Annotated in this window: 20 protein-coding genes; 11 read left to right on the forward strand and 9 right to left on the reverse strand. The window is 66.5% G+C overall.

The annotated features are described in order from the left end of the window. Nucleotides 1-3: 3 nt before the first annotated feature. The gene (gene pcaQ, locus LH400_RS07685; RefSeq protein ID WP_229152091.1) at nt 4-927 is read right to left on the reverse strand and encodes a pca operon transcription factor PcaQ; all 924 of its coding nucleotides are present in this window, start codon (nt 925-927) and stop codon (nt 4-6) included. Between the two features lie 84 nt (nt 928-1,011). On the opposite strand from pcaQ, the gene pcaC reads away from it, so the two are divergent. From pcaC to LH400_RS07715, 6 genes are all read left to right on the forward strand, one after another. After that, on the forward strand, nt 1,012-1,425 hold the full coding sequence (gene pcaC, locus LH400_RS07690; RefSeq protein ID WP_229152092.1) for a 4-carboxymuconolactone decarboxylase: 414 nt from the start codon (nt 1,012-1,014) through the stop codon (nt 1,423-1,425). Then, nucleotides 1,422-2,144, forward strand: a complete 723-nt coding sequence (pcaH, locus tag LH400_RS07695; protein WP_229152093.1) for a protocatechuate 3,4-dioxygenase subunit beta — start codon at nt 1,422-1,424, stop codon at nt 2,142-2,144. The genes pcaC and pcaH overlap by 4 nt, the downstream gene beginning before the upstream one ends. Next, nucleotides 2,144-2,770, forward strand: a complete 627-nt coding sequence (gene pcaG, locus LH400_RS07700) for a protocatechuate 3,4-dioxygenase subunit alpha (protein WP_229152094.1) — start codon at nt 2,144-2,146, stop codon at nt 2,768-2,770. Before pcaH ends, pcaG begins: the two co-directional genes overlap by 1 nt. 45 nt (nt 2,771-2,815) lie before the next feature. Further along, a complete protein-coding gene (locus LH400_RS07705) occupies nt 2,816-3,673 on the forward strand; it encodes a CoA transferase subunit A (protein ID WP_229152095.1) in 858 nt (285 codons plus the stop codon). Beyond that, complete coding sequence (locus LH400_RS07710; protein ID WP_229152096.1) at nt 3,673-4,455, forward strand: CoA-transferase subunit beta; 783 nt, start codon at nt 3,673-3,675, stop codon at nt 4,453-4,455. Before LH400_RS07705 ends, LH400_RS07710 begins: the two co-directional genes overlap by 1 nt. Before the next feature lie 210 nt (nt 4,456-4,665). After that, nucleotides 4,666-6,141, forward strand: coding sequence for a TrkH family potassium uptake protein (locus LH400_RS07715; RefSeq protein ID WP_229152097.1), 1,476 nt, complete (start codon nt 4,666-4,668; stop codon nt 6,139-6,141). Nucleotides 6,142-6,176: 35 nt separating this feature from the next. Here LH400_RS07715 and LH400_RS07720 read toward each other — a convergent pair whose 3' ends face one another. Both LH400_RS07720 and LH400_RS07725 read right to left on the reverse strand, forming a co-directional pair. Beyond that, nucleotides 6,177-6,395 carry a tautomerase family protein gene (locus LH400_RS07720; RefSeq protein ID WP_229152098.1) on the reverse strand — a complete coding sequence of 73 codons (219 nt, stop codon included), beginning with the start codon at nt 6,393-6,395 and terminating at the stop codon, nt 6,177-6,179. 107 nt (nt 6,396-6,502) lie between these two features. Next, nucleotides 6,503-7,243, reverse strand: coding sequence for an SDR family oxidoreductase (locus tag LH400_RS07725; protein ID WP_229152099.1), 741 nt, complete (start codon nt 7,241-7,243; stop codon nt 6,503-6,505). Between the two features lie 99 nt (nt 7,244-7,342). On the opposite strand from LH400_RS07725, the gene LH400_RS07730 reads away from it, so the two are divergent. The 5 genes from LH400_RS07730 to cysG all read left to right on the forward strand — a co-directional run bounded on the left by LH400_RS07730 (nt 7,343) and on the right by cysG (nt 15,888). After that, entirely contained in the window at nt 7,343-8,236 is an 894-nt protein-coding gene (locus LH400_RS07730) for a LysR family transcriptional regulator (RefSeq protein WP_229152100.1), read from the forward strand. A gap of 430 nt (nt 8,237-8,666) precedes the next feature. Continuing rightward, entirely contained in the window at nt 8,667-10,889 is a 2,223-nt protein-coding gene (locus LH400_RS07735; protein ID WP_229152101.1) for a methyl-accepting chemotaxis protein, read from the forward strand. 305 nt (nt 10,890-11,194) lie between these two features. Further along, nucleotides 11,195-12,820, forward strand: a complete 1,626-nt coding sequence (locus LH400_RS07740) for an alpha-amylase family protein (protein WP_229152102.1) — start codon at nt 11,195-11,197, stop codon at nt 12,818-12,820. A gap of 495 nt (nt 12,821-13,315) precedes the next feature. After that, nucleotides 13,316-14,164, forward strand: coding sequence for a formate/nitrite transporter family protein (locus LH400_RS07745; RefSeq protein WP_229152103.1), 849 nt, complete (start codon nt 13,316-13,318; stop codon nt 14,162-14,164). 290 nt (nt 14,165-14,454) lie between these two features. Further along, nucleotides 14,455-15,888: a siroheme synthase CysG gene (gene cysG, locus LH400_RS07750; protein WP_229152238.1), complete on the forward strand. Its 1,434-nt coding sequence runs from the start codon at nt 14,455-14,457 to the stop codon at nt 15,886-15,888. 196 nt (nt 15,889-16,084) lie between these two features. Here the strand turns inward: cysG and LH400_RS07755 are convergent, their stop codons facing one another. The 6 genes from LH400_RS07755 to LH400_RS07780 form a co-directional block, all read right to left on the reverse strand. Continuing rightward, entirely contained in the window at nt 16,085-16,336 is a 252-nt protein-coding gene (locus LH400_RS07755) for a BQ00720 family protein (RefSeq protein ID WP_229152104.1), read from the reverse strand. Nucleotides 16,337-16,371: 35 nt separating this feature from the next. Next, nucleotides 16,372-16,821: an Hsp20 family protein gene (locus tag LH400_RS07760; protein ID WP_229152105.1), complete on the reverse strand. Its 450-nt coding sequence runs from the start codon at nt 16,819-16,821 to the stop codon at nt 16,372-16,374. Between the two features lie 204 nt (nt 16,822-17,025). Continuing rightward, on the reverse strand, nt 17,026-17,532 hold the full coding sequence (msrB, locus tag LH400_RS07765; protein ID WP_229152106.1) for a peptide-methionine (R)-S-oxide reductase MsrB: 507 nt from the start codon (nt 17,530-17,532) through the stop codon (nt 17,026-17,028). A gap of 275 nt (nt 17,533-17,807) precedes the next feature. Next, nucleotides 17,808-18,398 (reverse strand): fasciclin domain-containing protein, encoded by a 591-nt coding sequence (locus LH400_RS07770; protein ID WP_229152107.1) that lies wholly within the window; start codon nt 18,396-18,398, stop codon nt 17,808-17,810. Nucleotides 18,399-18,717: 319 nt separating this feature from the next. After that, a complete protein-coding gene (gene arfB / locus LH400_RS07775) occupies nt 18,718-19,152 on the reverse strand; it encodes an alternative ribosome rescue aminoacyl-tRNA hydrolase ArfB (RefSeq protein ID WP_229152108.1) in 435 nt (144 codons plus the stop codon). A gap of 201 nt (nt 19,153-19,353) precedes the next feature. After that, a complete protein-coding gene (locus tag LH400_RS07780) occupies nt 19,354-20,964 on the reverse strand; it encodes a phosphoenolpyruvate carboxykinase (protein WP_229152109.1) in 1,611 nt (536 codons plus the stop codon). Between the last annotated feature and the right edge of the window lie 245 nt (nt 20,965-21,209).

Here is a 21,209-nt window from a genome sequence, read left to right on the forward strand (position 1 = left end):
GGGTCAACTGTGAAGGCCGAGACCCTCCACAGTTCGCCGCAGTGCCTCGATGAACAGCCTCAGCGCCGGCGACGGGTCGCCTTCGGCGCGCATGGTGAGGCCGACCGGACCCAGCGTGTCCGCCATGATGAGCGGCAGTTCGGCAAGCTTGCCCTCGGCGAGGTCGAGCGCCACGACGCCCGAGGAGATGACCCAGACGGCATCGGTCTTGCGCACGAAAGCCCGGCCGAAGGTCTCGGCCACGGTCTCGACCCGGTCGCGCCGGCGTGTCAGGCCCTGCGCGATGAAGAACTGCTCGGCGATCTGACGGATCGCCGCGTCCTTGTTGGGAAAGACCAGCGGATAGCCCGCCACCGCCCGCGGATCGCTCGTCCCGATCAGCGGATGGCCCGGCCGCACGACGAGGCTGATGCGTTCCGAATAGAGCTGGGTGAAGCTCAGGCCCGCCATGGCCTCGGGCTGGCCGAGCCGCCCGATCACGAGATCCAGCGTCCCCGCGACCAGTTCCGACAACAGAAAGCCGTTCGGACCGCTGACGATCGACAGGCCCGCTTCCGGCGCGATCCGGCCGAACTCGATCGCCGCGTCCGGCACGATCCGCGCGGCAACGCTCGGAAGCGCGCCGATCGACAGGCGCAGATCCCCCGCCGCCAGCGATTCCGAGACGCCGTCGATGCCCTGCCGCAGGGCCGCAAGGCTCGCCGTCGCATAGGACAGGAACATCTGGCCGACGGGCGTCAGCGCCGCGCCCGCCCGCCCCCGGCTCATCAGCTTGGCGCCCAGAACATCCTCGAGTTCGGCCAGCGTCTTGGAGACGGCCGGCTGCGAGACGTTCAGCATATGACCGGCGCGCCCGACGCTGCCGAGCCGGGCCACTTCGACGAAGGTCCGCAGATGGCGGATCTTGATCCGGGGATCGATATCCATAACTTCAAAAGCATATAAATGTCGCTGGAATTCATTTTACATGACTTTTGCGACATAGGATAGTCTCTTCCAGGAGGACCCCTCATGACCGATGCCACGGATCGGGCTGATCGCTACGCCATCGGCATGGCGACGCGCCGGCAGGTTCTGGGAGATGCGCATGTCGATCGCGCCCAGTCTCAGACGACCCCGTTCGACCAGGATTTCCAGACCTTCATCACCGAAGGCGCGTGGGGTTCGGTCTGGTCGCGGCCGCATTTTACGAAGCGCGAGCGTTCGATCGTGACGATTGCGCTGCTGGCTGCACTGGGGCAGGACAACGAGGTCGCCATGCATGTGCGGGCGACGCAGAATACAGGCGCCAGCCGTGAAGACGTCATCGAGGCGCTTCTCCATGTCGCCGTGTATGCCGGCGTGCCGGCCGCCAATCATGCGATCAAGATCGCCAAGAGCGTCTATGAGGAAATCGACGCCGCCAAGAATGGAGAAGCGCCATGAGCGGGGGATCGTTCTATCAGCGGGACCGGACCTGGCATCCGCCCGCGTTCACGCCGGGCTACAAGACGTCGGTCACGCGCTCGCCGCAGAAGGCGCTGATCGCGCTCGACAACACGCTCTCCGAGATGACCGGGCCGGTGTTCGGTCATGACATGATCGGCGAACTCGACAACGACCTGATCCGCAACTTTGCCAAGGACGGCGAGCCGATCGGCCAACGCATCATCGTCCACGGCCGGGTTCTCGACGAGGACGGCCGCGGCGTGCCGGGCGCGCTGGTCGAGTTCTGGCAGGCCAATGGGGGGGGGCGCTACCGGCACAAGAAGGAAACCTACCTCGCCCCGCTCGACCCGAATTTCGGCGGCTGCGGACGCACGATCACGGCCGATGACGGGTCCTACCGCTTCCGCACGATCAAGCCGGGCCCCTATCCCTGGCCGAACGGCGTCAATGACTGGCGCCCGGCGCACATCCACTTCTCGATCTTCGGCCTTGGCTTCGCCCAGCGCCTGATCACGCAGATGTATTTCGAGGGCGACCCCCTGATCTGGCAGTGCCCGATCGTCGCGACGATCCCCGACCGGGCGGCGGTGGAGCGGCTGGTCGCCCCGCTCGACATGGCAAACACGGTCCCGATGGACGCGCGGGCCTACAAGTTCGACATCGTCCTCAGGGGCCGCCGCTCGACGATGTTCGAGAACCGGATGGAGGGCAATTGATGGTCCAGTCTCTCGACCGCCTGAAGGAAAGCGCCTCGCAGACCGCCGGGCCTTACGTCCATATCGGCTGCACGCCGAATTATTGCGGCATCGAAGGCGTCTATGCCGAGGACCTCGGCAAACACATGGTCGACGCGGACACCAAGGGCGAGCGGATCCGCATCGTCGGACGCGTCTTCGACGGCGTCGGCACGCCGCTGAAGGATGCGCTCGTCGAGATCTGGCAGGCCGATGCAGACGGGCTCTATCCTTCGCCCGGCGAGACGCGCGGCAAGGCGGATCCGAACTTTTCCGGCTTCGGCCGCTCGCCCGGCGACATGGCGACGGGCGAATTCGTCTTCGAAACGATCAAGCCCGGCAAGGTGCCGTTCAAGGACGGCCGGCTGCAAGCGCCCCATGTGACCCTGTGGATCGTCGCGCGCGGCATCAATATCGGCCTGCATACGCGGATGTATTTCGGCGACGAGGCCGCCGCGAACGAGGCCGATCCGATCCTGTCGCGCATCGAGCACCGCTCGCGCGTTCCGACCCTGATCGCGGCGCGTTCGGAAGAGAACGGCGTGCCGACCTATCGCCACGACATCTCCCTTCAGGGCGAGAACGAGACGATCTTCTTCGACATCTGAGCGGCCGCTCCGGCGCCGCGCGAGCAAAGAACCACGACCCAGATCATGGCCACAGTAAAGTCTCTGCAAGAGGCGATCGCCGAGAATGTGAAGCCCGGGGACAGCGTCGCCTTCGAGGGCTTCACCCATCTCATTCCCCATGCGGCAGCGCACGAGGTCATCCGCCAGGGGATCGGCGATCTGACGCTGATCCGCATGACGCCTGATATCGTCTACGACCAGCTGATCGGCTGCGGCCTCGTGAAGAAGCTCGTCTTCTCCTATGCCGGCAATCCGGGCGTCGGGCTCCTGCGCCGGCTGCGGGACGCGGTCGAGAACTCGGTTCCCCGCCCGCTCGAGATCGAGGAGCACAGCCACGCGGCGATGGCCAACGCCTATGAGGCGGGCGCGGCGGGCCTGCCTCTCGCCGTCTTCCGCGGCTACAAGGGCGCTGGGCTGAAGGACGTCAACCCGAACATCCGGGAGGTCACCTGCCCCTTCACCGGCGAGGTGCTCGCCGCCGTGCCGGCGATCCGGCCCGATGTCGCGGTGATCCACGCGCAGAAGGCGGACAGGAAGGGCAACGTCCTGATCGAGGGCATTCTGGGCGTTCAGAAGGAGGCCGTGCTCGCGGCCAAGCGCTCGGTCGTCACGGTGGAGGAGATCGTCGACGATCTCGGCGACATCCACCCGAACCTCACCGTCCTGCCGGGTTGGACGGTGACGGCGATCGCCGCCGTGCCGGGCGGGGCGCATCCCTCCTATGCCCGCGGCTATTACGGCCGCGACAACGCCGCCTATCTCGACTGGGACAGGATCGCAGCCGACATGGACAGCTTCCGCGGCTGGATCGACGAGAACGTCATGGCGGTCGGCCCCGAGGCCTTTGCCGAGCGCGTCGCCGAGCTGAGGGGGAAGATGTGATGGCCGCGACCGACTTCACCCCCGACGAGATGATGACCATCGCCGCCGCCCGCGCGCTCTCCAACGACGACGTCTGCTTCGTCGGAATCGGCGCGCCGTCCGCCGCCTGCAATGTGGCGCGGCTGACGCATGCGCCGGACATCACGCTGATCTACGAATCCGGCACGATCGGCACGGCGCCGAGCGTCCTGCCGCTCTCGATCGGCGACGGCGAGCTCTGCGAGACCGCACTCACCACCGTCTCCGTGCCGGAGATGTTCCGCTACTGGCTGCAGGGCGGGCGGATCACCGTCGGCTTTCTCGGCGCGGCCCAGCTCGATCCCTTCGGCAACATCAACACCACCGTCATCGGCGACTACGCCCATCCCAAGACGCGGCTTCCCGGGGGCGGCGGCGCGCCGGAAATCGCCTCCTCCTGCGGCGAGGTGTTCATCACCATGAAGCAGGCGAAGCGCGGCATGGTGAAGGCGATCGACTTCTTCACCTCCTTCGGCCACGGCAAGGGCGGCACCGATCGCCAGGATCGCGGCATCACCACCAAGGGGCCGACGCTGCTCGTCACCGACCTGGCGCTCTGGCGGCCCAATCCCGAGACCAAGGAATTCGAGGTGAACGCGATCCATCCCGGCGTCACCCGGGATGAGATCGCCGACAGCTGCGGCTGGGACATTCGCTACCGGGACGATGTCGAGGAGACACCGCCTCCAACTGAGGAAGAGCTGACGACGCTGCGCGAGATAAAGGCGCGCACCGCGGAGGCACATCGGCGCAAGGGGGCCTGACGGCAGGCCGTCGCCCTGCCCAAGAGCTGGGCGGGGCAGCGTGCGGCGGCCGAACCACGGCGTGCCGGTTTTCGCACACAGGCGAAGCTATTTTCGCAGTGCAGTATTTTCCGTGTGACAGGGCGGCGGCTGGCACCTAAGAGGCTCGTTGCCGTCCCCGGCGGCGGCCGTCGCGCCGGGTCCGAGGCGACGTCCCGAAGGCCGTCCGACATGTCCTCGCCAGTCAGCACCTATTTTCGCTCTCATGCCCAGTTCGCGATATTCGTCAACGGGCTCCTCCTGATCGGTCTCGGTGCCTCCATGCTGGTGCCGGCCCTCGTCGACTTCGGCACCAACAATCGCGATGCGGAGAACTTCGTCATCTGCGCCCTCCTCGTCGGGGGCACCGGCAGCCTGTTCGCCGCCGCCTTCCGGCAGCACAGGACGGGCACGCTCGACCGCCGCACCGGCTATCTGATCACGCTCACCGCCTGGCTCTCGGTCAGCTTCTTCGGGTCGCTGCCGCTCGCGGTCTCCTCGCTGAACATCTCGATGACCGACGCCCTGTTCGAGACCGTGTCCGGCCTCACCACCACCGGGGCGACGGTGCTTTCCGGCCTCGACACGACGGCGCCCGGCCTTCTCCTCTGGCGCTCGCTCCTCCAGTGGATCGGCGGCATCGGCATCGTCGTCATGGCGCTCGCCATGCTGCCGCTTCTCCATGTCGGGGGCATGCAGCTCTTCCTGTCGGAATCCTCCGACGTCTCCGGCAAGACCTTTCCACGCGTCGGCCAGTTCGCCCGAGCGATCGGCGCGGTCTATGTCGGGCTGACGCTCGCCTGCACGGCCGGGCTGATGGTCGCCGGCATGGGGGCGTTCGACGCCGTCAACCACGCCATGGCGGCGATCGCCACCGGCGGCTTCTCGACCAAGGATGCCTCGGTCGGCTTCTACAATTCCGTCGGAATCGAAGTCGTGCTGATCGTCTTCATGACCGCCGGCGCGCTGCCGCTCGTCGTCTATGCAAGCCTCCTGATGCGCGGCCGCCGCGCGATCCTGGAGGACGGGCAGGTCTTCGGCTTCCTGAAGGTGCTCGCCGTCGCCATCGGCGCCGCGACCGTCTGGAACATCTCGCAGGGGATGGAGCCGTTCCTCGCGCTCCGGGTCTCGGCCTTCAACGTCACCTCGGTCCTCACCGATACCGGCTTTGCCACCACCGACTTCTCGACCTGGGGCAGCTTCGCCATCGGACTTTTCTTCGTCCTCTACTTCATCGGCGGCTGCGCCGGCTCGACCGCCGGGGCGATCAAGATCTTCCGCTGGCAGATCCTGTTCGTCAGCGCGCTCCGGCATCTCAAGACGACGCTCTCGCCGAGCCGAATCCTGGTCCTGCGCTACCAGCAGAAGCAGATCGACGGAGACACGATCGCCGCCGTGCGCAATTTCTTCTTCATGTATCTCATCACCTTCGTCGTCCTGTCCCTGGCGGCGATGGCGACCGGCCTCGACTTCCTGTCTTCGACCTCCGCTGTGGCGCAGGGGATGGCGAACGCCGGGCCGGGACTCGGGCCGGTCGTCGGCCCGGCGACGAATTTCGGCCATGTGCCGGAGGCCGCCAAATGGGTGGTGATGGCGGCGATGTTGCTCGGCCGGCTGGAACTGGCCACCGTCTATGTCGTGCTCCTGCCGGATTTCTGGAAGCGCTAGGAAAACGCCGTCCTCTCGACGGGAAGCGGCGTTCGTCAGGCGTCCGGAAGGGCGCGGTACTCCGGCGGGATCACGAACACCTCGTCGGCACGGCCATAGCCGCCGTCCGCAATCTCCTCGATCAGCACCATGACGTGCGGCCGCGCCGCCTCGCCGAAATATTCGACGAACATCGCGGTCGTGCGGTGGACGATCTCCTCCTTCTGGGCCTTGTTGAGCGCGCCCTGGGGCGTCTTGAAATTGGCGAAGGGCATGGTGTTTCTCCGAGTGTGAAAGGTTGGATGGGTGTGCACGATCATCTGGTCGGGCCGCCGCCGATCAGGGTCACCGGCGGCGAGACAGGGTCATCGGGAGCGAAAGGTCAGATGGCGCCGCCATTGGCTCGGATGACCTGGCCGTTCACCCAGCCGCTGTCCGGGCCGGCGAGAAAGGCGACGAGGCCGGCGATGTCCTCCGGCTCGCCGAGACGGCCGAGCGGAATGAGCCTGGTGATCGAGGCCACGAGCTCCTCGCTCTTGCCGGTCAGGAACATGTCCGTCCCGACCGGGCCCGGCGCGACGGTGTTGACGGTGATCTTCCGGGGCCCGAGTTCCTTGGCGAGGACATGGGTCATCGCCTCGACCGCCGCCTTGGTGGCGGCGTAGACGCCGTAGGTCGGCTGGTAGAAACCGACGACGCTCGAGGAAAAGCTGACGATCCGTCCGCCGTCGCGAAGCCGCCGCGCTGCCTCGCGCATGCCGCGGAAGACGCCGCCGAGATTGACGGCGACCTGCCGCTCGAAGCTTTCGTCGTCGGTCTCCGCCAGTCCGCCGAGCATCATCATCCCGGCATTGTTGACGAGGACGTCGACGCTGCCGAACGCCGCTTCCGCGGCGTCGAAGAGCGCCGGCACGCCCGCCGGATCGCCGATGTCCGCCTGTGCGGCGAGGCCGATGCCACCCGCCGCGTCGATCTCGCGGACGACCGCTTCGGCGGCTTCTTGGCCATGCGCATAGCTCACGACGACCTGGAAGCCGTCGCTGGCCAGTCTCTTGGCGATCGCGGCACCGATGCCGCGCGATGCGCCGGTGACGATGGCCGTCTTCCTGTCCGCGTCTGCCATCTCGATTGCTCCGGTTGATTTCGATGCGCCGGAGATAATCTGCTTGCCGATCGCGATAATCCGGCCAAATCCGGCACCACAATTCGGCAGGAGCGAACAATGGACCGGCTCGACACGATGCGCCTCCTGGTGCGGATCATCGACCGCGGCAGCTTCACAGCCGCCGCGAGCGATCTCGGTCTGCCGCGGTCGACGGCGACGGAGGCGCTACGCCAGCTTGAAACGCGGCTCGGCGCGCGGCTCCTGGAGCGCACCACCCGCCATGTCCGGCCGACCCTCGACGGCGAGGCCTACTACCGCCGCTGCATGGCGATCCTTGCCGATGTCGAGGAGGCCGAAGGTGCCCTGCGCGGCGCAGGACCGGCAGGGCTTCTGCGCATCGACGTCCATCCTCTCCTCGCGCAGCGCTTCCTGCTGCCGCGCCTGCCACAATTCCTGGAACGCCATCCCGGCATCGCCCTTCACATCGGAGCCGGCGACCGGCTCGTCGATCTCGTGCGCGAGGGGGTCGATTGCGTGCTGCGCGCGGGCGAGCCCACGGAGAGCGGCATGATCATGCGCCGGCTCGCCACGATCCGCGAGGTGACCGCGGCCAGCCCCGCATACCTGGCGGAGCACGGCACGCCGAAAGGGCCGGACGATCTGGAGGGCCATGCCATGATCGGCTTCGTCTCGTCCCGGACGGGCGAGCTGATGCCGCTGGAATTCACCGTCGATGCGGGCGTGCGCCGCATCGTGCTGCCGAACCCGATCACCGTCAACGGCTCGGATGTCATGGCCGAACTCGCCCGGCTCGACTTCGGACTGGTGCAGGCCCCCCACTACCGCCTTGCCGAGGATTTTCGGCGCGGAACCCTCGTCGAGGTGCTGCCGGACCATCCGCCGACGCCGACCCCGCTGTCGGCGCTCTACCCGCAGAACCGGCAGCTGTCCCCGCGCGTACGGGCGTTCCTCGACTTCGCGGCCGAGGTGTTCGCGGAGGCGGAGATCTGATCGGGAAGTCCGTTTTTCCATGCTCGGCCCTGCCTCGCATGCCGAGCATCGACTGCATCCAGTTCCCGACCACCACCACGGCTACGGCTTTGCCTTGCAGCGCCGCATAGCTGCATGCGGGCCGGTGCCAGCCTCACCCCGGCAGGACGGCGGCCGCGAAGCCGACGGTCCTTGGCTCCCTCCCCGCTTTCTGCCCCAGGCCTAAGGCAGCCGTCATGGCGCAGCTCCCGTCGGGGCGGCCACCGTAGATGGCGCCCCGAACTTACGCATGAAAAACCAGAAACGCTGCGACAGAAGCCCGCAGGAGGTGTTCTGTCGCTGCGTCTTATCCCTTCCTTAAGCCGCTGGCCCTAGGTCGAAAGGCAGGATGCCGAGTATTCTTGGCCTGCCTTATTAACAGTCTTCTTTGTCTTTCGAAGAGCATGGTGCGGTGAAACTATCGGATCTGAATATCTCGCGGCGCATCGGCCTGGCCGCTGGTGTCTCCATCGTCGGTATGTTGTGCCTCGCCGCGACCTTCGTCGGCGAACGGCAGATCCGGGCAGGCTACGAGAGCCTTGCCGAGAGCGCCGAAGCGGTCGAGCGGCTCACGACGGCGATCGAACTCGACCTGCTCGAGGAACGCCGGGCCGAGAAGGACTTCTTCCTGCGCAGTGACGAGCGCTACGTCGAGGCGCATGCCAAGACCGCCGCCGAACTGAAAGCGGATTTCGCGACACTCGACGCTCTCGTCGGGCAGGAGTCGGAGCTGGCCGGCTCGTCAGGCAACGTCGCCGCCATGGCTCGGATCTTCGACGACTATGCCCGGACCTTCGCCGAGGCCGTCGCGGCCAATCGAGCGCTCGGTCTCGACGAGAATTCCGGAGAGCAGGGAGCCCTGCGCACGTCGGTCCATTCGCTCGAGGACACGCTGGACGCGATCGGCGACCCGCGGGTCCAGGTGATGATGCTGACCATGCGGCGGCACGAGAAGGATTTCATCCTTCGTCAGGACCCCAAATATGTCGAGCGGTTGAACGCTGCGCTGGCGGACTTCCGGCAGCTGCCGATGGCGACATTCGGAACGCCCGCGGTCTATCGCTCCGCCATGGAAGACGCGGCCAATTATGGCAAGACCTTCCAGGCGTTCGCGCGGACGACGCTGGCCGAGTCGGAGCTGCGCAGGCAGCTCAGCGCCACCTTCGAGAAGATCGAGCCGATCTTCTCGACCCTGCAGAAGAGCGTCTCCGGGGCGCGCGACGCGGCGCAAGAGGCAAGCGATCGGGTTTCCGCACTCGCCCTCAACGCCATGCTCGGCGCTGCGGGCATCCTCATCCTGCTCGTCGCCGGCATCCTGTTCGTCGTCGGCCGCTCGATCACCGGCCCGCTCGGCATGACCGCCTCGGCGATGCGCCGTTTCGCCGAGGGCGACACCAGCGCCAGCCTGCCGGACGCGAACCGCAAGGACGAGATCGGCGACATGGTGCGCGCCCTCCTCGTCTTCCGAAAGGCGGAGGACGACAAGCGCCGCATGGAACTTGAGCAGGAGGAAGCCCGCCGGATCGGTGCCGAGCAGCGCCGGCAGGCCGAGATCGAGGCAACGGAAGAGGCCAAGCAGGAGTTCATCCGGCAGGTCGGCCCGACCTTCACCGCGCTTGCCGACGGCGATCTCACGATCCGCATGGATCCCGGCCGCATGCCCGGCTTCGAACAGATCTGCGGCCAGTTCAACAAGGCGATCACGGCGCTCGAAGACGTCGTCGGCTCGGTGGTATCCTCGGTCGGCTCCATCCATGTGGGCCTCGATGAGATCAACGTCGCCTCCAACGACCTCGCCCGCCGCACCGAACAACAGGCGGCAAGCCTCGAGGAGACCGTCGCGGCGCTCGGCGAAGTGACCACTGGCGTCGACGGCACGGCCAAGGGCGCCGGGCGTGCGCAGGACTCCGCCAAGCTGGCACAGAAGAACGCCGAGCGGGGCGGCGAGATCGTCGGCCAGGCGGTCGCCGCCATGGCCAGGATCGAGAAGTCCTCGGACGAGATCGGCCAGATCATTTCCGTGATCGACGAAATCGCCTTCCAGACCAACCTTCTCGCGCTCAATGCGGGCGTCGAGGCCGCGCGAGCCGGCGAGGCCGGCAAGGGTTTCGCGGTCGTCGCCCAGGAGGTTCGCGGGCTCGCCCAGCGCTCGGCCGAAGCGGCCAAGGAGATCAAGGGTCTCATCTCCGCCTCGCGCCAACAGGTGGCATCGGGCGTCGAACTCGTCACCGCGTCCGGCAAGTCGCTGGAGGAGATCGTCGCGCAGGTCTCGGACATGTCGGCGATCGTCGCCGACATCGCCAAGAGCGCCCGCGAGCAGAGCGAGAGCCTCAAGGAGGTCTCCTCGGCCGCCGATCAGATGGACAAGGTGACCCAGCAGAACGCGGCCATGGTGGAAGAGGCGACCGCCGCCGCACAGACGCTCGCCAAGGAGACCGAACAGCTTGCGGAGCTGACGGGCCAGTTCAAGACGACAGCGGCGCAGGGGAGCCGGCAGCAGCCGCAGAAGGCCGCGCAGCGACGTCCCACGACGCCGTCCAGCCCGGCACCTCAGCGTCCCGTCCGGCAGATGAAGACGACCGGAGCCGGCGGCGCCGCTCCGAAACCCGCCGCGGACGACTGGGAAGAATTCTGACAGCGGCTGAATAATGATGGCCCGCCGGACGGCGACATCCGTCCGGCGGGCCGTCCAGTCGTCCCGACATCCGGCCGGTCTCGCCGAACAGCCCGGCAGAGAGACCATCTCTTCGGGCGTTCCATGCTCTCGGTGGTCATGACCGTCCGATCCGGCCGCGCCCCGCGACCATGCAACACGGTCCCCCCGCACGGACGATTCCCGGACATCGGCGGACCGCTGGAGCAGGTGACCCGTTGCCGGCTCACCGTTTCGCCCCATCGCTCTATCTCCTCGCACGCACACCCCTCGCGAAGGAGCGCGCGATGCTGAATCTCTGGTACAAGAACGCCGTCATCTACTGCGTCGACGTCGACGCCTTCCTCGACACCGACGGCGACGGCGTCGGTGACTTCCAGGGGCTCGCCGACCGGCTCGACCATATCGAGGCGCTGGGCGCCGACTGCATCTGGCTCCTGCCCTTCTATCCGACGCCCGACCGCGACAATGGCTACGACATCACCGACTATTACGGCGTCGACCCGCGGCTCGGCACGCTCGGAAATTTCGTCGAATTTTCCAATGCGGCGAGGGATCGCGGGCTGAGGGTGATCGTCGACCTCGTCGTCAACCACACCTCGATCGATCATCCCTGGTTCCAGGCGAGCCGCGAGGGGCATCCGAAATACCGGGACTGGTACGTCTGGTCGAAGGAGAAGCCCGAAGACGCAGACAAGGGCGTGATCTTCCCGGGCGTGCAGGAATCCACCTGGACCTTCGACCGCAAGCGCGGCGAATATTACTTCCACCGCTTCTACAAGCATCAGGCCGATCTCAACATCGCCAATCCGGCGGTGCGCGAGGAGATCCAGCGGATCATGGGCTACTGGCTGCAGCTCGGCGTCTCCGGCTTCCGCATCGACGCTGTGCCCTTCATCATCGAGGACCTGAAAAAGCCGGGCGACGGCCTCACGCCCTATGACTACCTCACCGAAATGCGACAGTTCCTGTCCTGGCGCCGGGCCGAGGCGATCATGCTGGCCGAGGCGAACGTCCCGATGGACCAGGCGAACGACTATTTCGGCGACGGCGACCGGCTGAACCTCATCTTCAACTTCCCGCTCAACCAGAAGCTCTTCCTGGCGCTGGCGCGCGGCGACGGCCGGGCGGTCGGCGACTTCCTGAAGGGCCTGCCCGATATCCCGCTCGTCGGCCAGTGGGCGACCTTCCTGCGCAATCACGACGAGATCGATCTCGGCCGCCTTGCCGATGACGAGCGCCAGGAGGTCTTCGCCGCCTTCGGGCCGGAAAAGTCGATGCAGCTCTACGATCGCGGCATCCGTCGCCGGCTCGCCGCCATGCTCGGTGGCGACGAGCGGCGCATCGCCATGGCGATGAGCCTGATGCTGTCGCTGCCGGGAACGCCGGTCATCTGGTATGGCGACGAGATCGGCATGGGCGACAATCTCGACCTGCCCGAGCGCCAGGCCGTGCGCACGCCGATGCAGTGGACGCCGGGCAAGAACGGCGGGTTTTCCTCGGCAAGGCCGCAGGACTGCGTGCGCCTGCCGATCGCCGACGGGCCGTTCTCCTACGCCCATGTCCACGCGATGGGCCAGCATGTCGACCCCGCCAGCCTGTTCGCGACGACGCAGCGGCTGATCCGCGCGCGCCGCAGCTGCCCCGAGATCGGCTGGGGCCAGCCGCAGGTCGTCTCTGGCACGCCGGCGAGCGTCGTCGCGCTCCTCTACGAATGGCGCGGCGGCCGGGTGCTCACCCTGCACAATCTCGCCGACAGCCCGGTCGAGATCGATTGCAGCCATGTCGTGGGAGATGACGCGGTGCGGCCCATGCTCCAGGCTGGCATCGACATCGACCGCGCCAGCAACCATTCCCGCATCCGCCTCGCCGCTTATGGCTATGAGTGGCTGCGGCTGGAGCCGGCGGACTGACGCGAAAAGCGCACCAAACCCTGTGGATGCGGCCGGGCGCATGCGGCCGCGCGTGAGCGGCGAAGCGGCCGACTGCAGCGTCTTCCTTCCGGTGCCTGACAGCATCCGCAAGCAGCCTACTGCACATATATTGTGCATGCCTGAAAAGATGCACGTTTCCCCTTGACTGCCAACCCGGATTCCGCTCATCTTGTTGCGGTGCACTGCGTGTAACGACGGACGCGGGCAGATCTCATCGGCGATCGTCCCGGCGGCAAGTCGGCCGGACATCCCGCGATGTCTTCAGGCGAACATCCTCCGGCAGACGACGTGCGGTCTGACCTTCGGATAGGCCGCGCTAGCGACGCAGACCCCGCCGGACCGATTCTCTTTCAAGCAGACGAAGACCGGGAGGCGATCCTTCCGGAACTATCAGGGCAACGGCGTCCATCTGTCTTCCTCCACCGGGGGACGGCGATGGGCGCTTTTTTATTGGCTATCAGAAGGTAAGACGCGATGGATTACGTATCACCGCCAGACTATGTGAAGATGATGGTCGAGGCCGGCCAGCAGAAGCTGGAAATGGCCACCCGCGACGCCTTGATCCGCGCCTATATGGCCGGCGCGATCCTGGCGCTCGCCGCCGTCTTCGCGGTCACCGTCACCGTCCAGACCGGCATTCCGATCGTCGGAGCGATCCTCTTCCCCGTCGGTTTCTGCATGCTCTATCTCATGGGCTACGATCTTCTGACGGGCGTCTTCATGCTGACGCCCTTGGCGCTCATCGACAGGCGCCCGGGCGTGACGCTGCCCCGCGTCCTCAAGCACTGGGGCATCATCTTTGCGGGCAATTTCGCCGGCGCCTTCACCGTCGCGCTGATGATGGCGATCGTCTTCACCTTCGGCTTCACCACCGAGCCGGACGCCGTCGGCCAGAAGATCGCCGGCATCGGCGTCGCCCGAACGCTCGGCTACGAGGCCCATGGCGCGGCCGGCATGCTGACGCTGTTCATTCGCGGCGTGCTCTGCAACTGGATGGTTTCCACCGGCGTCGTCGGCGCGATGATGTCGAAATCGGTGCCCGGTAAGGTGATCGCCATGTGGATGCCGATCATGCTGTTCTTCGCCATGGCCTTCGAGCATTCCGTGGTGAACATGTTCCTGTTCCCCTCGGCGCTGATGCTGGGCGGCGCCTTCTCGGTCGGCGACTACTTCGTCTGGAATGAGATCCCGACGGTCATCGGCAATCTCGTCGGCGGCCTGACCTTCACCGGCCTGATGCTCTACGCGACCCACATGAAGACCGCGCCGAAGAAGTCCCTCACCGCCTCGAACGAGCCGGCGATGGCTCAGGCCGCGGCCTGAGGCGACATGATCGGCGGGCGGGAACGCGAAGGTTCGACCACCCGCGTTCCCGCGTGACCCCATTCGCCGATTGCGGGAAAGAAGCGCAATCGGATCTCCAAAGAGCGCCCGGCCGCGCAAAATCCGGCCTCGCCAAGCCGGGCCCGGACGGCCTATCTAACGGGCGACCCGCAGCGCGACCCGGACCACCGAAGGACGACACCATGGCCGATCAGAGGCTCAGCGGCATTCCGGCCCTCACCCTTACTGAGGCGAAGACGGCGGAAGACAGCCGCGGCCGCTCGCAGCGCATGGGGGAACTTGCCACCCTGCCGGTCTTCTTCGACCTCAAGGGCAAGCGCGCGGTGATGACGGGCGGCGGCGCGGGCGCGGCGTGGAAGGCCGAGCTCCTCACCGCAACCGGCGCCGCGGTCGAGCTCTACGTACCGCGCGAGGATCTCGGAGACGAGATGGCGGACTTCCTCGCCTCGGAGCCGGTTTCCGGCACGATCATCCATCACGATCGCCCCTGGGCGACGGACATATTCACCGGGGCGGCGATCGCCGTCGGCGACATCGAGAGTGAAGCCGAGGCCCAGGCCTTCGTCTGCGCCGCGCGGGCCGCAGGCGTACCGGTCAATGTGGTCGACAAGCCGGCCTATTGCGACTTCCGCTTCGGCTCGATCGTCAACCGCTCCCCGGTGGTCGTCGGCATCTCGACCGACGGCGCCGCGCCGATCCTCGGCCAGGCGATCCGCCGGCGGATCGAGACGCTGATGCCGCCGGCGCTCGCCGGCTGGGCGTCTCTCGCCTCGAAGGTGCGCGGCGAGGTGATGGACCGGCTGGCGCCCGGCCCCTTGCGCCGCGCCTTCTGGGAGCGCTTTTCCGACAGCGCCTTCACCACGCGTTCGCCCGGCGCCAACGCCGAGGAGGATGCCCGCGGCTTCGTCGCCGATCTCGCCCACTCGGCCGCGGCAGGCGGCCGCGTGACGCTGGTCGGCGCCGGGCCCGGCGAAGCCGAACTCCTGACGCTGAAGGCCGTGCGCGCACTGCAGGCGGCGGACGTCATCCTCTTCGACGATCTCGTCTCCGACGACATCCTGGAGCTCGCGCGCCGCGAGGCCAAGCGCATGCTGGTCGGCAAGCGCGCGGCGCGTGAGAGCTGCCGCCAAGAAGACATCAACGCGCTGATGGTCCGGTTCGCGAAGGCCGGCAAGCATGTTGTGCGGCTGAAGTCCGGCGACGTCTCCGTCTTCGGCCGCGCCGGCGAGGAGCTCGACGAACTCCGCCGCGAAAACATTCCCGTCGCGATCGTACCGGGCATCACCGCGGCCTCGGCCCTCGCCGCCGCCTTCGGCGTCTCCCTCACGCACCGCGACCGCGCGCAGCAGGTCCGCTTCGTCACCGGCCATTCCAAGAAGGGCGGCCTGCCCGAGGATCTCGAATGGGCGGCTCTCGCCGACGACCATGCGACGACGATCTTCTACATGGGCGGGCGCATGGCGGCGAAGATCGCCGATCGGCTGATCGCCCACGGCCTGCCGGCCGATACGCCGGTGGCCGTCGCGGCGAACCTGTCCCGCGACGACGAGACCCGCGCCGCGGGGACGCTGGAAAATCTCGGCGCCATCGTCGGACGGATCGGCGTCGACCGCCCGATCCTCATCGGCGTCGGTCGGGTTTTCACGGAGCATGCGGAAGCGGCTGAAACAGGCGCGCCGGCCGCAATTTCGGCGGCCGGATAAAACCGGCACGGCCTGCCCGGGGCACCTGATCGCGCCCAAACGAAAAACGCCGCAGCCCATCCGGACTGCGGCGTTTTGAACTTTTTCTCGATCCTGGCCTGGCTCGCCGTCCGTGCGAACCGATCGGACGCTTCATCTCCAAGCGGACGCGGCTCCAGACCCTGTAAGGGACTGAAGCCGCGTCCGGCCTGGATCGTCAGTGGATGCTGACGGTCTGCAGCTCGTTTTCGAACGCGCTCTCGAGGATGCTGCCGCGATCGTCGGACACCGCGAGCGGCGTTCCGTCAGCGGAAAACAGGGCCCAGAGGCTCAGACCCGGCTGGATCGCCTGAGCGGCGGGAAACCGCGCTCGGATCTCATCCGACGACATCTTGCGCAGATAGGCGAGATGCCCCTCGCCGATTGCGGCGAGATCGGTCTGGCTGATGGTGTTGATACTCTCACTCATATCCGTCTCCTTGGACAGGCAAACGCGAAATCCGGTCATTCCGCGACCGCGATTTCGATCCGTCTGACGACGCGCTCGGGCTCAGGCTTCGCCAGATCGATCAAAAGAAGGCCGTTCTTCAACTGCGCACCGATCACCCGCATGCCGTCGGCCAGCAGAAAGCACTTCTGAAACTGCCGCGCGGCGATCCCCCGGTGGAGATACTCCCGCTCGCCATCCTCGCTCTGCCGGCCGCGGATCATCAGTTGATTCTCCTCGGTGGTGACGTCGAGATCCTCCGGCAGGAACCCGGCGACGGCCAGCGTGATGCGGATCAGGTCGTGCGCGGCTTCCGGACCCTCCTCTTTCGAAGAGGGCTTCGAGCGGATCCGCTCGATATTATAGGGCGGATATCCGTCACCGCCCTTCGCGATCCTCTCGAGCGTCTTCTCGACGCTGTCGAAACCGAGCAGAAGCGGACTGGAGAAGGGCGTCATACGGCTCATCAGTGTCAAAAGTCCTCGGTAAAGCGACTTTCCTCGAAGCGGCCCATATTCGGCGCCGCTCCGTCCCGACAATCATATGGCGTCGCACGCCTCACGCTTCAATCCATCCCGTTTCCCGTGGTCTTCCCAATGCTCGCGCGCATTCCTTTCGATTTCAGTAAGATCGCCCGGCATGCGGGCCCGCGCCCGGCGCACAACATCGGGTCAGGATGCCGTCGTCGCGCCGGCCCTGAAGTTGAGCGCGACGCCGTTGATGCAATGCCGCTTGCCAGTCGGCGGCGGACCGTCGTTGAAGACATGGCCGAGATGGCCGCCACAGGTCGCGCAATGCACTTCGGTGCGCGGCAGGATCAGCTTGTAGTCGCTACGGGTGCCGACGGCGGTCTCGGAGACCGGCTCCCAGAAGCTCGGCCAGCCGGTGCCGGAATCGAACTTCGCCTCGGAGGAATAGACCGGCGTGTCGCAGCCGGCACAGACATAGAGGCCGGAACTCTTGTTGTTGTTGAGCGGGCTCGAGAAGGGCCGCTCGGTCGCCTCCTCGCGCAGCACCGCGAACTGTTCCGGCGTCAGCTTCTTGCGCCATTCCTCCTCGCTCAGCGAGACTGGGTAGCTCTCCTTCGCCCGGGCCGTCGCCGAGCGGAAGAACAACCCGCCGCCGATCGCGGCGGTCACGGCGGCGGCGCTCGCCGCCAGGAAATCGCGTCTCACCATAATGGTCTCCCTCCTGGGCGCTCGATGGCGCGGCATCCTGCCCCGCCAGTGGAAAGTGCGGAGCCCGCACAATCCTTATTTCGTCCGAAACGCCGCGAACCGAACGCATGATCACGAATATATGACGCGATCGCAGCGGGAATGGGACCGCCGGTCACGGCCGGAGTTCGGCGACGAGCGGCGGTCGCGACGTTCCGGGCGAGGTCCGTCCCGTGCCGCCGCTGCGGCACAGGTGTCTTCGGGATGCGCCGCGCATGCGGCGGCGCGAGGACGCCTCACTTCGGCATCAACACTTTGTCGATGACATGGACCACGCCGTTCGACTGCATGACGTCGGCCTGGGTGACGGTCGCGGCATGGCCGGACTCGTCGAAGACCTCGAGCTTGTCGCCGTTCATCTGCAGGGTCAGCGTATCGCCGGATACGGTCTGGACATTGTGCTTGCCGCCGTCGTCCTTGATCATCTGCATGGCGGCCTCGGACGTCGCCTTGGCCGGGACCACGTGATAGGTCAGGATCTTGACCAGCTGATCCTTGTTCTCCGGCTTCAGGAGGTTGTCCACCGTGCCGTCCGGCAGCGCGTCGAAGGCTTCGTTGGTCGGCGCGAACACCGTGAACGGACCGGGACCGGACAGCGTGTCGACGAGGCCGGCCGCCTTCACCGCCGCGACCAGTGTGGTGAGATTCTTCGCCTCGGACGCGTTCTCGACGATCGTCTTCTGCGGGTCCATCGGAGCGCCGCCGACCATCGGCATGTCCGAAGACATGTTCGAATTGTCCTGCGCGTAGGTCGCCGGGGCGATGGCGAGGCTGCCGGCTGCGACGAGAGCTGCGACAGCGGTGGTGCGGATCAGTGTGTGGATCATGATCTTCTCCCTGTATGATCTATCCGTGACCTCCCGACCGGGAGGATGACGAAGATACGGAGCGCCGATTCCGGCGGATGTCCTCACGCGCGATCACGCTTAAGTCATTCTTTACGATTGGCGACCGTCGCAACACCAGCCGAACGGAAGAGGCGCGACCATATGCCGGTCGGATGACTGGAATCGGTCAAGAATATCCTGCCCTTGCAGGCAATCAGTTCCACGAACGACAGTGGGGTTGGCGGGTTTGGCGCAGGCGGCCTCTCGCCGCAGCCATCCGAAATGGCTCGAAATCTGCAGGGCCCGCTCGGGCGCTGGGTCAGTCCGCGATGTTTCCGCGCATTTTCTTGATCTGCCCGCGGCCCTTCTTCGCCTTCAGGCGGCGCTCAACCGAGCCCTTGGACGGCCGCGTCTTCTTGCGCGGCGGCGGCGGTGGCTTCAGGGCCTCGCGAACGAGTTCGGCCAGGCGCTCGCGCGCGTCCTCGCGATTGCGATCCTGGCTGCGGAAGCGCGAGGCTTCGATCAGGATCTCGCCCTCCTTCGTCGCCCGCCGTCCGGCGAGGCGCAGGAGCCGGCGGGTCGCCTCGGGCGACAGCGCTTCCGAGGCAGCCGCGCGGTAGCGCAGTTGCACGGCGGACGACACCTTGTTGACGTTCTGGCCGCCGGGCCCGCCCGCCCGGATGAACTGCTCCTCGAGGTCGTTCGCGGGGAGGACGATGCGCTCGGTGATCCTCAGATCGTTGTCGTCTGCCATCGATCGGATCTCGTCCCTGTTCCCCACACCGTCCCGGGCGACCGCCAGCGCCCCGGCGAGATCATCTTCCGCCCGGCGCGCGATCGCAACGCCCTCGGAAGATAGCCCGGCCGCGCGGGTTGCAAGTTCCCAGCAATGCGAAAAGGGCCCGCGGCGTTTCCCGCGGCGGGCCCCTCCTCCTCCCGAAATGTGTTGCCGCGGCTATTCGGCCGCCATCGGCAGCGAGGGCGACGCCTTCATTACCTCGTCATCCACGGCATCGGCGAACTTCTCGAAATTCTTGCGGAACATGGCGACCAGCCTCTCGGCCTGCGCGTCGTAGGCCGCCGAATCGCTCCAGGTCGAGCGCGGGTCGAGGATCTGGCCATCGATCCCTTCGACCGCGACCGGCACCTCGAAGCCGAAATTCGGGTCGGTCCGGAATTCGGCGTCCTTCAGCGAGCCGTCGAGCGCGGCGCCGAGCAGCGTGCGCGTCACCTTGATCGGCATCCGCTTGCCGACGCCATAGGCACCCCCGGTCCAGCCGGTGTTGACCAGCCAGCAGTCGACGCCGTGCTCGGCGATCAGGTCGCGCAGGAGGTTGCCGTAGACGGTCGGGTGCCGCGGCATGAAGGGCGCGCCGAAGCAGGTGGAGAAGGTCGCCTCGGGATCGACGACGCCCTTTTCGGTGCCCGCGACCTTGGCGGTGTAGCCTGACAGGAAGTGGTACATCGCCTCCGCCGGAGTGAGTTTGGCGATCGGCGGCATCACGCCGAAGGCGTCGGCGGTCAGCATGATGATGTTCTTCGGATGGCCGGCGCGGCCGGTATCGCTGGCATTGGGGATGAAGTCCAGCGGATAGGCGGCGCGGGTGTTTTCCGTCAGCGAGCCGTCGTCGAAATCCGGCACGCGATTCTTGTCGAGAACGACGTTCTCCAGCACCGTCCCGAAGCGCCGAGTGGTGGCGAAGATCTCGGGCTCCGCCTCGGCCGAAAGCCGGATCGTCTTGGCGTAGCAGCCACCCTCGAAGTTGAAGACGCCGTCCTCGCCCCAGCCGTGCTCGTCGTCGCCGATGAGCGTGCGCCGCGGATCGGCCGACAGCGTCGTCTTGCCGGTGCCGGACAGGCCGAAGAAGACCGCTACGTCGCCGTCCGGTCCCGCGTTCGCCGAACAATGCATCGGCATGACGCCGCGCTCCGGCAGGAGCCAGTTGAGCGCCGTGAACACCGACTTCTTCATCTCGCCGGCATAGGTCGTGCCGCCGATGAGCACGATCTTGCGGGCGAGGTCGCAGCCGATCACCGTCTCCGAGCGGCAGCCATAGCGTTCCGGATCGGCCTTGAAGCTGGCGAGATCGATGATCGTCATGTCCGGCACGAAGGATTTCAGCTCCTCCTCGCTCGGCCGGATCAGGAGGTTGCGGATGAACAGCGCATGCCAGGCATATTCGGTGACGACGCGCACGCGGATCTGGTTCTTCGGGTCTGCCCCTCCGACGAGGTCCTCGACGAACAGGTCGCGCCCGCGGGCATGCTCCTTGAAGTCGCCGTACAATGTCTCGAAGTTCTCCGGAGACATCTGATTGTTGTTGTCCCACCAGACATCCGCCTCGGTGGTCTCGTCACGAACGATGTACTTGTCCTTGGGCGAGCGGCCGGTGTGCTTGCCTGTGGTGACGGTCAGCGCGCCATAGGCGGTCAGCTGGCCTTCGCCGCGACGCACGGCGGTCTCGACGAGCTCCGCCTCCTTCAGGTTCCAGCGCAGCGACGCCAGGTCCGCGAGCCCCGTCGTCTCGATCCCGCTCTGCGGATTCCTGGTCCCGATCTCGTCCATGCGTCCGTCTCCCGATCCGTGCGCGCCAGCCGCTGCTGTCACAATAGCGTTGTAGATATTGCCAAGCGGCACTGCCCGCAAGTGCAGAAGATGAATAATCTTAATGATAACAGCGTATTAATCGATTTAGACGATCTCATCACTGATCTAATCGTTTCGATGCTTGGATTCGACTGTGCAGTGCAGCGGTCGCTCGGCAGTGCAGCCGACCGCAGCCGCGCCTCGCGACGACCGACGGGAGATCG

Source organism: Jiella soli, assembly GCF_020615385.1.
In the GTDB taxonomy this organism is placed as follows: domain Bacteria; phylum Pseudomonadota; class Alphaproteobacteria; order Rhizobiales; family Rhizobiaceae; genus VKMB-3413.